This window comes from Lysinibacillus sp. LK3 (assembly GCF_001043675.1).
Lineage (GTDB): Bacteria > Bacillota > Bacilli > Bacillales_A > Planococcaceae > Lysinibacillus > Lysinibacillus capsici.
The window spans coordinates 25,217-37,666 of the sequence record NZ_LDUJ01000031.1 but is presented as its reverse complement, the minus strand read 5'-3'; the positions used below and the strand labels follow the sequence as shown (position 1 = coordinate 37,666).

Annotated in this window: 11 protein-coding genes; 5 read left to right on the top strand and 6 right to left on the bottom strand. The window is 36.5% G+C overall.

Annotated elements, in window-relative coordinates:
• The first annotated feature begins 273 nt into the window (after positions 1–273).
• The 5 genes from VK91_RS20050 (at position 274) to opp4C (ending at position 6,020) form a co-directional block, all read left to right on the top strand.
• On the top strand, positions 274–1,269 hold the full coding sequence (locus VK91_RS20050) for an ABC transporter ATP-binding protein (RefSeq protein ID WP_048395394.1): 996 nt from the start codon (positions 274–276) through the stop codon (positions 1,267–1,269).
• A 4-nt stretch (positions 1,270–1,273) separates the two neighbouring features.
• Positions 1,274–2,263 (top strand): ABC transporter ATP-binding protein, encoded by a 990-nt coding sequence (locus VK91_RS20045; RefSeq protein WP_048395393.1) that lies wholly within the window; start codon positions 1,274–1,276, stop codon positions 2,261–2,263.
• Positions 2,264–2,317: 54 nt separating this feature from the next.
• On the top strand, positions 2,318–4,051 hold the full coding sequence (gene opp4A / locus VK91_RS20040; protein ID WP_048395392.1) for an oligopeptide ABC transporter substrate-binding protein: 1,734 nt from the start codon (positions 2,318–2,320) through the stop codon (positions 4,049–4,051).
• A gap of 82 nt (positions 4,052–4,133) precedes the next feature.
• Positions 4,134–5,099: an oligopeptide ABC transporter permease gene (gene opp4B / locus VK91_RS20035; RefSeq protein WP_016994271.1), complete on the top strand. Its 966-nt coding sequence runs from the start codon at positions 4,134–4,136 to the stop codon at positions 5,097–5,099.
• A 12-nt stretch (positions 5,100–5,111) separates the two neighbouring features.
• Entirely contained in the window at positions 5,112–6,020 is a 909-nt protein-coding gene (gene opp4C, locus VK91_RS20030; protein WP_048395389.1) for an oligopeptide ABC transporter permease, read from the top strand.
• A 171-nt stretch (positions 6,021–6,191) separates the two neighbouring features.
• Here the strand turns inward: opp4C and VK91_RS23265 are convergent, their stop codons facing one another.
• The 6 genes from VK91_RS23265 to VK91_RS20005 all read right to left on the bottom strand — a co-directional run bounded on the left by VK91_RS23265 (position 6,192) and on the right by VK91_RS20005 (position 12,203).
• The gene (locus VK91_RS23265; protein WP_255349870.1) at positions 6,192–6,323 is read right to left on the bottom strand and encodes a hypothetical protein; all 132 of its coding nucleotides are present in this window, start codon (positions 6,321–6,323) and stop codon (positions 6,192–6,194) included.
• Positions 6,324–6,571: 248 nt separating this feature from the next.
• Positions 6,572–7,498 carry an ABC transporter ATP-binding protein gene (locus VK91_RS20025; RefSeq protein WP_048395387.1) on the bottom strand — a complete coding sequence of 309 codons (927 nt, stop codon included), beginning with the start codon at positions 7,496–7,498 and terminating at the stop codon, positions 6,572–6,574.
• Positions 7,491–8,546 (bottom strand): ABC transporter ATP-binding protein, encoded by a 1,056-nt coding sequence (locus tag VK91_RS20020; protein ID WP_048395385.1) that lies wholly within the window; start codon positions 8,544–8,546, stop codon positions 7,491–7,493. The genes VK91_RS20025 and VK91_RS20020 overlap by 8 nt, the downstream gene beginning before the upstream one ends.
• A gap of 13 nt (positions 8,547–8,559) precedes the next feature.
• The gene (locus VK91_RS20015) at positions 8,560–9,480 is read right to left on the bottom strand and encodes an ABC transporter permease (protein ID WP_048395384.1); all 921 of its coding nucleotides are present in this window, start codon (positions 9,478–9,480) and stop codon (positions 8,560–8,562) included.
• Complete coding sequence (locus VK91_RS20010; protein ID WP_004227372.1) at positions 9,480–10,409, bottom strand: ABC transporter permease; 930 nt, start codon at positions 10,407–10,409, stop codon at positions 9,480–9,482. Before VK91_RS20010 ends, VK91_RS20015 begins: the two co-directional genes overlap by 1 nt.
• A 132-nt stretch (positions 10,410–10,541) precedes the next feature.
• Positions 10,542–12,203 carry a peptide ABC transporter substrate-binding protein gene (locus VK91_RS20005; protein ID WP_048395383.1) on the bottom strand — a complete coding sequence of 554 codons (1,662 nt, stop codon included), beginning with the start codon at positions 12,201–12,203 and terminating at the stop codon, positions 10,542–10,544.
• Positions 12,204–12,450: the final 247 nt, after the last annotated feature.

The window sequence follows — 12,450 nt, the reverse complement described above, 5'->3', positions numbered from 1 at the left end:
ATCCAGTTACTATTACATTTGGAAAATAGGATCAATTTTATATAATGAAGATGTTCTCTTTAAAATTTGATGTTTTTTTTAGATAATATAATTTTGAAATAGGTTTAACATCTTATGATCTAATTTTTCGGAATATTGAATCTTATGAAGGAAGTCAAAAGCTAATTTCTTTTTACATCTTTTACTTAAAGAATACATTTTAGACATATGTTTCTGTTGCTTACATAAAGGATGTAGTGATTTTTAGTAAAAAAATTAAAGGTGTGATATTAAATGAGCTTAATGTTAGAAGTGAAAAACCTTAAAACTGGTTTCGATATAGATGGGGATATCTATCATGCTGTTGATGATGTTTCTTTTTCAGTCAAATCAGGTCAAATTATTGGGGTAGTTGGAGAATCTGGATGTGGAAAAAGTGTCATGTCACTTTCAGTTATGCAGCTTCTTCCAAAAGGGATTGGCAAAATTACAGGCGGAGAAATTAAGTTTGAAGGAAAAAACATCGAAAATTATTCTAGCGATGACATGAATAAGATTAGAGGAAAAGATATCAGTATGATTTTCCAAGAACCCATGACATCATTAAATCCCGTTTTTACAATTGGTTCACAAATACAAGAGATTATCTTAAATCACTCTAAAATCTCAAAGGCTGAGGCTAAAAGTAAAGCAATAGACTTATTAAAGCAAGTCGGCATACCCAGAGCGGATCAAATTGTAGATGAGTATCCTCACCAATTATCTGGTGGTATGAGACAAAGGGTTATGATTGCCATTGCCATTGCATGTCAACCTAAACTATTAATTGCAGATGAGCCTACTACGGCACTTGATGTGACGGTGCAAGCTCAAATCTTAGAGCTATTAAAGACTATTCAAGCAAAAAATGATATGTCCATCGTACTTATTACACATGATTTAGGAGTCGTAGCCGAAATGTGTGATGAAGTAATTATCATGTACGCGGGGAAAATTGTAGAAAAAACAAATGTAGATAATTTGTTCCACAATCCGCAGCATCCTTATACAAAGCTATTAATGGCTTCTATACCAAGAATCGATGAGGAAGTTGAAAAGTTAACGACCATTCAAGGGATTGTACCTTCGTTGAAAAATATGCCCCAAATAGGTTGCCGTTTTGTGGATAGATGTCCTTCAGCTATGCCTGATTGTAGCAAGGTTACGCCGCAACTTTCCTTTATAGATGATGGACATGAGGTATCTTGTTTACTTTATGAAAGTTGCGATACTAGAAAGGGTGTGAGCTGACAACATGAATGAAACAATCGTAAAACAAAAAAAGGATAACTTATTAGAAATAATTGATTTGAAAACATATTACCCAATCAAAGGTGGCTTCTTAAGGCATACTGTCGGTCATGTAAAAGCAGTGGATAACATTTCTTTTTCTATTAAAAATGGCGAGACATTAGGGTTAGTTGGAGAATCGGGTTGCGGCAAATCGACAACTGGACGGACAATTTTAAGATTATTAGACTCGACGGATGGAAAAATTATCTTTGACGGTAAAGATATTACAAACTTGAGAGGGAAATCTTTAAGAGATATACGAAAAGATATTCAAATGGTATTTCAGGATCCATACGCATCTTTAAATCCTATGCAAATGGTAGGAAGCATTGTTGCAGAGCCGATTATGAATTTCAGTAACAAATCATTGAAATCATTAAAAGGCGAGGTAATGGAGCTATTAAGAAAAGTCGGCTTACCTGAAGATGCCTATTATAAATATGCTCATGAGTTCTCAGGTGGTCAGCGCCAGCGTATTGGTATTGCTCGGGCACTTGCACTTAGACCAAAGCTTATTATTGCAGACGAGCCTGTTTCAGCCTTAGATGTATCAGTACAATCACAAGTTCTTAATCTATTAAAAGAACTTCAGGATGAGTTTGATTTAACATTCCTGTTTATCGCACATGATTTAAGTGTGGTCAAGCATATGAGCGATCGAATTGGCGTGATGTATCTAGGAAATATTGTAGAAATAGCTGATAAGGAACATATTTACGATGAGCCATTACATCCTTATACACAAGCATTGATCTCTGCAATACCTGTGCCTGATCCGAGAAAGAAAAATAGTCGTATTGTTTTAGAGGGAGATATACCGAGTCCTGCTAATCCACCATCAGGCTGTCCATTCCATCCAAGATGTCCAAAGGCAATGGCAGAATGTTCATTATCTAAGCCAGCTTTAAAGGAGGTGAAGTCGGGGCATAGTGTTGCTTGTCATTTATATTAAAAACTAAAAACGGAAAATAGTTATTGACAAAAATAAAATTACGGGGGGAAAAAAATGAAAAAATCAGCATTATGGTCATTTATGCTATTGCTAGTTATGGCATTATTTTTAGCTGCATGTAATAATGACTCATCAAAAACAGAGAAGGAAAATGAAAAGGATACAAGCGGGGATACAACGACAACAACAGATGAACCTTCTACAGAGGGTGGCATCGTAACATATGGTACAGATGTTGCACCTGAAGGCGTATATGATCCTGCTTATTCAGGTAGTATTGTAGACAGCTATATTCAAAATTTCACAATGGAAGGTATTTATGATGTAAATGATGACTTAGAATATGTTCCAAACTTAGCTTCATGGGAAATTAGTGAGGATAAATTAACGTATACGTTTACATTCCAGAAGGGTGTAAAATGGCATAATGGTGAGGAATTAACAGCTGATGACTGGGTTTTTGCTTTAGAAACTCTTGCGCATCCTGATTATGCTGGACCTCGCTACAATTATGTTGAGGGAATTAAAGGTGCCAAAGCTAAAAAAGAAGGTAAGGCTGACAAAATCGAAGGTATTGAAGTAGTAGATCCATACACTGTAAAAATCACTTTTGAACAAGTGAAAATTAATAATTTAGAAAATCTATGGTCAAATCCAATGCCGAAGAAACATTATGAAGGTATTGCTGTTAAGGATTTAGAGGAGTCAAAGCAAGTTCGTGAAAATCCTGTTGGCTTAGGGCCATTTAAGGTGAAAAAAGTTGTAGATGGAGAATATTCTGAATTAGAGCGTTTTGATGATTACTGGAAGGGCAAACCACAGCTTGATGGTGTTATTGTAAAAGTAATTGACCCATCATTAGCAACTGGTGCATTCCAAAATGGAGAAATTGACATTATGGATATTAGACCACAATCCGTAAAAGAATTAGAAGCATTAGGCAATGTACGTATTGAAGAAACTAATGGTGTGGGCTATTCATACATCGGACTTCGTTTTGGTCATCGTGATAAAGCTACATTAAAAAATGTGGCAGATTTTGATAAATTTAATGCAAAAGAATTACGTCAAGCATTATTATATGCAATTAACCGTCCAGCAATGATCGATGCTTTCTTAGAAGGAAAAGCAACAGTTGCCAACACTGTGATTCCAACTACTTTCTGGACTGCTGCACCAGAGTCAGAACTAAACCAATATGAATTCAACCCAGAAAAAGCAAAAGAGCTATTAGCATCTGCAGGTTATGTAGATAAAGATGGTGATGGTTTCGTAGAAGATCCAAAGGGACAACCATTTAAAATTTCATTTGGTCACTATGCAGGTTCCGCAGCATTTGAAGGACGTGCACAAGCAATTGTTCAATCTTGGAATGATATTGGTGTAAAAACAGAATTAGCGACAGGTAGTTTAATTGAGTTTAACTTATATAATGATATGAAAGATAATGATGATGCAGCATTAGAAGCATTCTTCGGTGCGTGGAGTACAGGTGCTGATCCAGATCCATCAGGATTATGGGGTAATGACGCTGAGTGGAACTATGGTCGTTGGGTAGATCCTAAAAACCAAGAATTATTGGATAAAGGCTTAAGTGAAGAAGCATTTGACAAAGAAAAACGTATGGCAACATATGTTGAATGGCAAAAATACTTCAACGAAGAATTACCTGCACTTCCTTTATGGGAAAACTTAGATTTATATGGTATTAATAACCGTTTACAAGGTGTTCATGTCAACGCTGTTGGCTTCCAAACGGATGTTTATAAATGGCATATTAAAGAATAAGCTATTGTGTACTTTAATTCTTGCTAACTAAGTCCTTGAAAAGAGGACTTAGTTAGTAAATTTATAGATAAGGAGACGTTACATGCTTCAATATACACTTCGACGACTACTTGGCATGATCCCATTGTTACTCCTTATTTCGTTGGTGGTATTCTTTTTAGCGAAAATGATGCCAGGAGATGCATTTGCTGGTGAAATTGATCCTTCTAATACGAATCCACAATATATCGAAGAAATGAGAGAAAAATTAGGCTATAACGATCCTATTATCCAGCAATACGGTAGATGGATTGTTAATTTTATGCAAGGGGATTTTGGTAAATCAACTGTTTATAAGAAACCAGCAGTAGAAATTATTGCGCAGCGTATACCTAATACCATATTTTTAGCTCTAACATCGTTAATTTTTACCTACATATTTGCATTTATCATGGGCATGTATGCTGGTAGAAAACCCTATACACTTGGGGATAATTTGATTGCAACGTATAATTATCTAGCTTTAGCCATTCCGTCATTTGTTGCGGGAATTGTAGCCATTTACTTTTTCTCGTTCAAGTTAGGTTGGTTCCCATTTAACGGATCTGTTGGTGTCGGGCTAGAGCCTGGAAATTTGGACTACTATATAAGTAGATTCCACCATGTTTTACTACCTGCGCTTATATTAGGATTGATGGGAACAGCATCCTATACACAATTTTTGCGGAATGACATTATTGAAAATAGTAGAAAAGATTTTGTAAGAACTGCGAGAGCAAAGGGAACAAAAGAATCGAAAATTTATAACAAACATATTTTACGAAATTCTATTATTCCTCTTATTACGTTCCTTGGGTTTGATATCGCAACTTTAATTAGCGGTGCGGTAATAACAGAAACAATCTTTACGTATCCTGGAATAGGTGCTCTCTTCCTTGAATCAGTTGGAAGAAGGGATTATGCAGTCATGATGTCGATCACAATGTTACTTTCGTTTTTAACACTTTTTGGAAATTTAATAGCGGATTTATTATATGGTGTAGTAGATCCACGTATTAGATTGGATTAAGGAGGGGGAAATATGACATTGGTAACGGATCAAGAAGTTTTAACGCCAAAATCGCCAAAGAAAAGCCCCTCGCCATGGGTAATTGCGAGACGAAAGTTCTTTAAAAATAAACTAGCCTTGATTAGCCTTATATTTCTACTGATCGTTATTATCTTATCGTTTCTAGCACCATATATTACAACTAAAGATATTGTCCGGGTGGATTTTACCCAAATAAGTAAACCACCCTCTAGTGAAAATTGGTTAGGAACAGATACAAATGGACGAGATGTGTTTACAAGAATGCTCTATGCTGGTAGGTCCTCCTTAACAGTGGGATTAAGCTGTATGTTCTTTATTGTTTTAATTGGAACTACAGTCGGCGCCATTTCAGGGTACTTTGGTGGAAAAATAGATCAAATACTCATGAGATTTACAGATTTTATCTTAATGTTTCCATTTATGATTTTTGTAATTGTTTTAAATCAAATTCTAATTGGAAAAGTATCTGGTCTATGGACTTTGATTTTTGTTATCTCACTGTTAATGTGGGGATCAGTTGCAAGGATTGTACGAAGTAGGGTGCTTGCTGAAAAGGAAAATGAGTATATATTAGCAGCTCAATCAATAGGATGTAAATCATCAAAGATTATTATGAAGCATTTACTACCTAATGTTGCTTCGACAATTATTGTACAAGCAACATTGCTGATGGCTGTAACAATCGTCGCTGAATCTGGTTTAAGCTTTTTAGGGTTAGGCGTACCAGCAGATACACCAAGTTGGGGGAATATGCTGTCCGAAGCTAGAAACTCAGAGGTATTAAAGGAGAAGCTTTGGATGTGGGTGCCTCCTGCAACAGCTATTACACTAGTAATTTTGTCCATTAATTTTATCGGAGAAGGGTTAAAGGATGCATTAAATCCAAAATCTAGAAGGTAATTAAAAAATGGATATTAAATAAGTGACAAGAAAATAGGGCACCTTTAAATGTAAAAGTAATCACATTTAAAGGTGCCGAATTTTATAAAGGATAATAGTTTAATACATAGTAATATTGATTGTCCTTACAGAGAAGATAGTGACCTGGAAATAATGATTAGAGACCAACTATTATGGTCTAATCACACAAGGCTTTGGACTGTGGCATGGACCTGGATAGGCAGATGCTGTGGTAGAACCAACACTAATTAATACGATTGTAAAACAACATGTAGCAAGAAGAAGTTTCATACTTTTTTTCATTGAATACACCCCTTTATTCGTGTTAACTCTATCATAATATATTCCTTAAAACATTTAAACTAATTTTACATAAATGGTATTTATTAACTAATTATTTTATGTAAAATAAAAGAATGAAGGGAATTATAGTCTACTAAAAGGTAGTAAGTTTATTTAGGTTTAGTCTGATGGGGATATGGGGTAATAAAAGAAGTAAATTAAAAAAACTCCCATCACAGTTTTTATACTGTCGATAGGAGTTATAGCTTTTAGCGATTACCAACCCAAGTTTTTACTAGATCAGCAGTACCATAAACATAATGCTGGTCACCTACTTCATGGTAGGTTGCACTTTCGTCAACCTCTGTATGCTTGTACTGAATACGTTGACGGCGCTTCTCTGACATTGGATCAGGAAGTGGGATAGCTGATAATAAAGATTTTGTATACGGATGAACAGGGTGATTGTAGATATCATCTGCTTTACCGATTTCCATGATTTTACCACGGTACATTACAGCAATACGGTCACTGATGTATTTTACCATAGATAAGTCATGGGCAATGAAAAGATATGTTAAGCCACGTTCTTTTTGTAGTTGTTTTAGTAAGTTAACAACTTGCGCTTGGATAGATACGTCTAGCGCAGAGATTGGCTCATCCGCAATGATAAACTTAGGATCTAAACTTAGTGCACGGGCAATCCCAATACGTTGACGTTGACCACCAGAGAATTCGTGTGCGTAACGATTCGCGTGCTCTTTGTTTAAACCAACAGCTTCAAGTAGCTCTTGAATTTTTGCACGACGTTCTTTTTTGTCCTTGTAAAGGCCATGAATATCAAAGGCTTCACCAATGATCTCACCAGCCGTCATACGAGGGTTTAAAGAAGCATAAGGATCTTGGAAAATCATTTGCATTTGACGGTTAAATTTCTTTAACTCATTTTTAGATTTTTTTCCATGGACATTTTCACCATCGAAAACAATCTCGCCACCTGTAATATCATATAAACGAATAATTGAACGACCAGTTGTTGACTTACCACAACCTGATTCACCCACAAGACCAAGTGTTTCACCTTCGTAAACATCGAAGCTGATACCATCTACAGCTTTGATAGGATTACTTGGCGAACCAAAATGCTGCTGTAAATTTTTGATTTCAAGAATTTTTTTCGCACCAGTTTTAGTCATTTTCTTGTGCCTCCTTTGCTAAATACCCTTCAATACGTTTAGCAACCGCATCTGGAAGAGGAATCTTTGGTGCATCAGGATGCAACAACCAAGTCTTTGCAAAATGTGTTTCACTTACTTGAAACATTGGTGGCTCTTGTTCATAATCAATGGCCATAGCATACTCGTTACGAGCTGCAAATGCATCACCCTTAGGTGGATTCGTCAGATCTGGTGGTGAGCCTGGAATCGTACGTAATAGCTCATCAGTATCATTATCTAAATCTGGCATTGAACCAAGTAGACCCCATGTGTAAGGATGCTTTGGATTATAGAAAATATCATTTACAGTACCATATTCAACGATTTGTCCAGCGTACATTACTGCTACACGATCAGCGATATTCGCCACTACACCTAAATCGTGTGTAATGAAAATGATAGATGTTTGCGAGTTTTTCTGAATTTCTTTCATTAATTCTAAAATTTGCGCTTGAATGGTTACGTCTAGAGCTGTTGTCGGCTCATCTGCAATTAATAGCTTAGGATCAGCTGCAAGGGCAATGGCAATAACAACACGTTGACGCATACCACCTGAAAATTCATGTGGGTATTGGTTATAGCGTTTTTCAGGGAAGGGGATACCTACCTGAGTTAAAAGCTCAATCGCACGTTTTTTCGCTTCGTCTTTAGAAACTTTTTTGTGTTGCAAAATTACTTCAGTTATTTGACGTCCGACCTTCATTGTTGGGTTCAAACTTGTCATAGGATCTTGGAAAATCATTGCAATTTCATTTCCGCGTACTTTAGACATTTCTTTATCAGTTAATGGAACTAAATCACGGCCATTAAATAAAATTTGTCCTGACTCATAAATACCAGGTGGCTGGGGAATTAGTTTCATTAATGCATTACTCGTAACACTTTTACCAGAGCCTGATTCACCTACTATAGCGAGTGTTTCACCCTCCTTTAAATCAAAGTTAACACCACGTACAGCATGGACAAGCCCTGCATAAGTTTTAAAGTTAATTCTTAAATCTTTTACTTCTAGAATTGTTTTACTCATTTCGGCCACCTCCTTATTTACGTAGTTTTGGATCTAGAGCGTCACGTAAGCCGTCACCAACTGCGTTAAACGCAAAGATTGTCAGTGAGATAAATACTGCTGGGAAAATCAAGCGCCATGGAGCATTGGCAATAGCTTTATTACCATCAGAGGCCATTGTACCCCAAGAAGCTGTTGGAGCAGGCACCCCAAGACCAAGGTAGCTTAGGAATGATTCGGTGAAAATAGCAGATGGAATTGTTAGCGTCATCGTTACTAAGATTGCACCAAGAGCATTCGGAACTAAGTGTTTAATAATTAAATGGCCTGTACTAGCACCTAATGTACGAGCAGCAAGAACATATTCTTGATTTTTAATAGATAATACTTCACCACGAACGATACGAGCCATATTAATCCATCCAGTGATGGACAGGGCAATAATCATAGGAATTAAACCAGGTTGCATAACAACTAAAAGTACGATTACTACTAGAAGGTAAGGTACAGCTGTTAAAACGTCAGCAATACGCATCATGATGTTATCAACGCGACCGCCTGCTAAGCCTGAAATACTTCCCCATAAAACACCGATAATTAAGTCAATAATCGCTGCAGCAATTCCGATAAAAAGGGAAATACGAGCGCCTTCCCAAATACGAACGAAAATATCACGACCAAGGTCATCCGTTCCAAACCAAAATTGTGCAGATGGTGGTGCGTTGTAAACACCTAGCTGATCACTTGCTTTATATTGAGAAAACATTGGTACGAATGTAGCCATTAAAATAACAATGATTAAAATGATTATCCCAATGATGGCTAATTTGTTATGAGAGAAACGGAGAAATACTTCTTTCCAAAAGGAGACTGATTTATCAGCTAATTTTTCCGTTGCTTCATGATTTCCACCAACAATTTTAAACTTATCTTTTTCAATTTGTTGCTGTGTCATTATTTTTTCGCTCCTTTCAGTTTAATACGCGGATCAATCACACTATATAGAATATCAACGATTAATACCGCAAATAAAAGGATGATGGAATAGAACACCGTCGTACCCATAATTACTGTATAGTCACGGTTTGTAATACTTTGAACAAAGTGCTTACCAAGTCCAGGAATAGCGAAAATTTGCTCAACAATGAAACTACCTGTTACAACACCAGCTGTTAATGGACCAAGGTATGTTACGACTGGCAGAAGGGCATTTCGTAATGTATGACGGAATACGATTGTCCATTTACCAATACCTTTTGCACGAGCCATTTTTACATAATCACTATTGTTTTGTTCAAGCATACTTGAACGTGTTAATTTTGCGATAAAGCCCATATGAGAGAAAGCGATTGCAAGGGCTGGTAAAATACTATAAATAAAGCCCTTCCACCCACTAATAGGGAACCAGCCTAGCTTAAAGGCTAAGAAATACTGCATTAAACCTGCTAATATAAATGAAGGTACTGATATACCGAGCACCGCAAAGGACGTTGCCAAATAATCCGGGAACCTATTATGATATAGCGCGGAAACTACGCCAATTAATACACCGAATCCAACTGCTAATAGCATAGCTTCAATCCCTAATGTTAATGAAACAGGGAAACTTTCAGAAATCATATCATTTGTAGAACGCGCTTTATATTTCATTGACTCACCGAAATTGAATGTGGCCGTATCGATTAAATAATCTTTATATTGAATATACCAAGGGTTATTTAATCCATACGTTTCGTTTAACTTCTCCTCAATTTGAGGTGGGAAATTACGTTCACTCGCGAAAGGACTACCAGGAGCGAGACGCATTAAGAAAAACGTAACCGTTACGATGACGAAAAGCGCGAGAAGTATATACATCAGCCTTTTCAAAATATATTTAATCACATAAAACTCCTCCTTCTATTTGTCAATTTTCAGACAAATATATGCCTTCGTATTTTAAAAAGAGCTGACTCGCGCCGAAGTGGCTACGAGGCAGCTCTTCGCTGTAGAGCTAAATAAGCGAATTATAGTTGATTATTTCTCTACTTTAACCTCTTTAAGAGAGATGTTACCAAGGATGTCTGCCTTCATGTTTTTCACATAATCTTGTACTACAGATAGGTTCGTGTAGTAGTAGATTGGAATAACTGGGAAATCATTCACAGCAATTTTTTCAGCTTGTTTTAAAAGCTCAAGACGTTTAGCAGGATCTGCTTCAACGTTAGATTGATCTAACAATTTTTTGTATTCTGCACTTTCCCAACCAGTATCGTTGTTACCGTTTGCAGCAGTGTCATACATTTCTAAGAATGTATAAGCATCGTTGTAGTCACCAACCCAGCCCATACGGCCAACTTGGTAATCTAATTGGTTAAGTTTTTCTAAATATACTTGCCATTCAGAGTTATCTAGACCTACAGTGATACCTAGGTTTTTAGTCCAGCCCTCTTGAACGTATTGAGCGATAGCAGCGTGTGCTTCACTAGTGTTGTAAGAAAGGTTAATTTTGATATCTGCTGGGTTTGTAATTCCAAGTTCTTTCATACCAGCTTCAAGTGCTGCTTTAGCACCTTCGATATCGTTATCTTTGAAGTAACCACGGTCTTCTTCAAAGCCATGAACTGCGATAGGAACCATGCCTAATGCAGGTTTTTGCTCACCTTTAGTAATGTTGTCAATTAAACCTTGACGATCAACTGCTAAAGCTAACGCTTTACGGATGTTAGCGTTTCCAGTGATTTTATCTTTTGTATTTAGCTTGTACCAGTAAACAGAAGCTTGGTCATTGATATTTAATGAACCATCAGCTTTAAATGCGTCGATTGAATCAAGTGCCACAGATTGGAATGGTGCACCTAAGTAGTCAATTTCTCCAGCTTTGAAGCTTGTTGCAGCAGTTGCTTCAGACTCAACCATACCGATATTAACAGTTTCTAAAGAAACTTTATCAGCATCCCAGTACTCTGGGTTTTTCTTTAATACGATTGTATCATTGTGTCTCCATTCAGCTAATGTGAAAGGACCGTTTGTTACATAGTTTTCACCAGCATCTGCATACCACTCATCATTACCTTCAACTACTTTTTGGTTTAATGGTGCATATGTTTTGAATGCTGTTAATTCTAAGAAGTAAGGTGTTGGGTTTTCTAAAGTTACTACTAATGTTTTTTCGTCTTGTGCTTTAACGCCTACATCATCAGCAGAACCTTCACCATTGTTGTATGCTGCAGCACCTTTAATTGGGTAAAGGATTGAAGCATATTCAGAAAGATTGTCTGGGTTTAATGCCCATTTCCAAGCGTATTCGAAGTCACCAGCTACTACTGGATCTCCGTTTGACCATTTAGCATCACGTAATTTGAACGTGTATGTTTTTAAATCTTCACTAACTTCCCAGCTTTCAGCAGCAGCTGCAACTGGACGAGCGTCTGCATCAAGTGTTGTTAATCCTTCAAAAGTATTTGTTAGAATAACACCAGAAGTTGTATCTGTTGCTAATGCAGGATGAAGAGATGGCGGCTCAGAAGCTACTACTACATTTAATTCGCCACCTGATGAAGTTGTTTCTGAAGAGCCAGAATCTTTTCCTTCGTCTTTAGATTTGTCAGACGAATCTCCACCGAAGCCACATGCAGCAAGTACTAAAGAAAATACTGCAAGGACTGTTAGTAATAAAAACTTTTTGTTTTTATTCATGTGAATCCCCCTTATACAATTTTTAAGCCTTTTGTGAAGCTCCTATTTAATATACCAAAAAAATCATTGTGTACAAAATAAAAAAGATTCGAATTTATATAGTATTATCTGACATTTAGGAGAATAATAAATTTTTCCGATTTATCACGCTAAAGAGGCGAAGTGTATATATATTAAAAATTTGATATTTACTTATTCTGAATATCAAAAATAAAGTAAAAATAAAAAAATGATTTACTATACGGAA

Coding starts and splice junctions, on each gene's coding strand:
- VK91_RS20050 (WP_048395394.1), top strand. CDS start 274: ATGAGCTTAATGTTAGAAGTGAAAAACCTTAAAACTGGTTTCGATATA.
- VK91_RS20045 (WP_048395393.1), top strand. CDS start 1,274: ATGAATGAAACAATCGTAAAACAAAAAAAGGATAACTTATTAGAAATA.
- opp4A (WP_048395392.1), top strand. CDS start 2,318: ATGAAAAAATCAGCATTATGGTCATTTATGCTATTGCTAGTTATGGCA.
- opp4B (WP_016994271.1), top strand. CDS start 4,134: ATGCTTCAATATACACTTCGACGACTACTTGGCATGATCCCATTGTTA.
- opp4C (WP_048395389.1), top strand. CDS start 5,112: ATGACATTGGTAACGGATCAAGAAGTTTTAACGCCAAAATCGCCAAAG.
- VK91_RS23265 (WP_255349870.1), bottom strand. CDS start 6,323: ATGAAAAAAAGTATGAAACTTCTTCTTGCTACATGTTGTTTTACAATC.
- VK91_RS20025 (WP_048395387.1), bottom strand. CDS start 7,498: ATGACTAAAACTGGTGCGAAAAAAATTCTTGAAATCAAAAATTTACAG.
- VK91_RS20020 (WP_048395385.1), bottom strand. CDS start 8,546: ATGAGTAAAACAATTCTAGAAGTAAAAGATTTAAGAATTAACTTTAAA.
- VK91_RS20015 (WP_048395384.1), bottom strand. CDS start 9,480: ATGACACAGCAACAAATTGAAAAAGATAAGTTTAAAATTGTTGGTGGA.
- VK91_RS20005 (WP_048395383.1), bottom strand. CDS start 12,203: ATGAATAAAAACAAAAAGTTTTTATTACTAACAGTCCTTGCAGTATTT.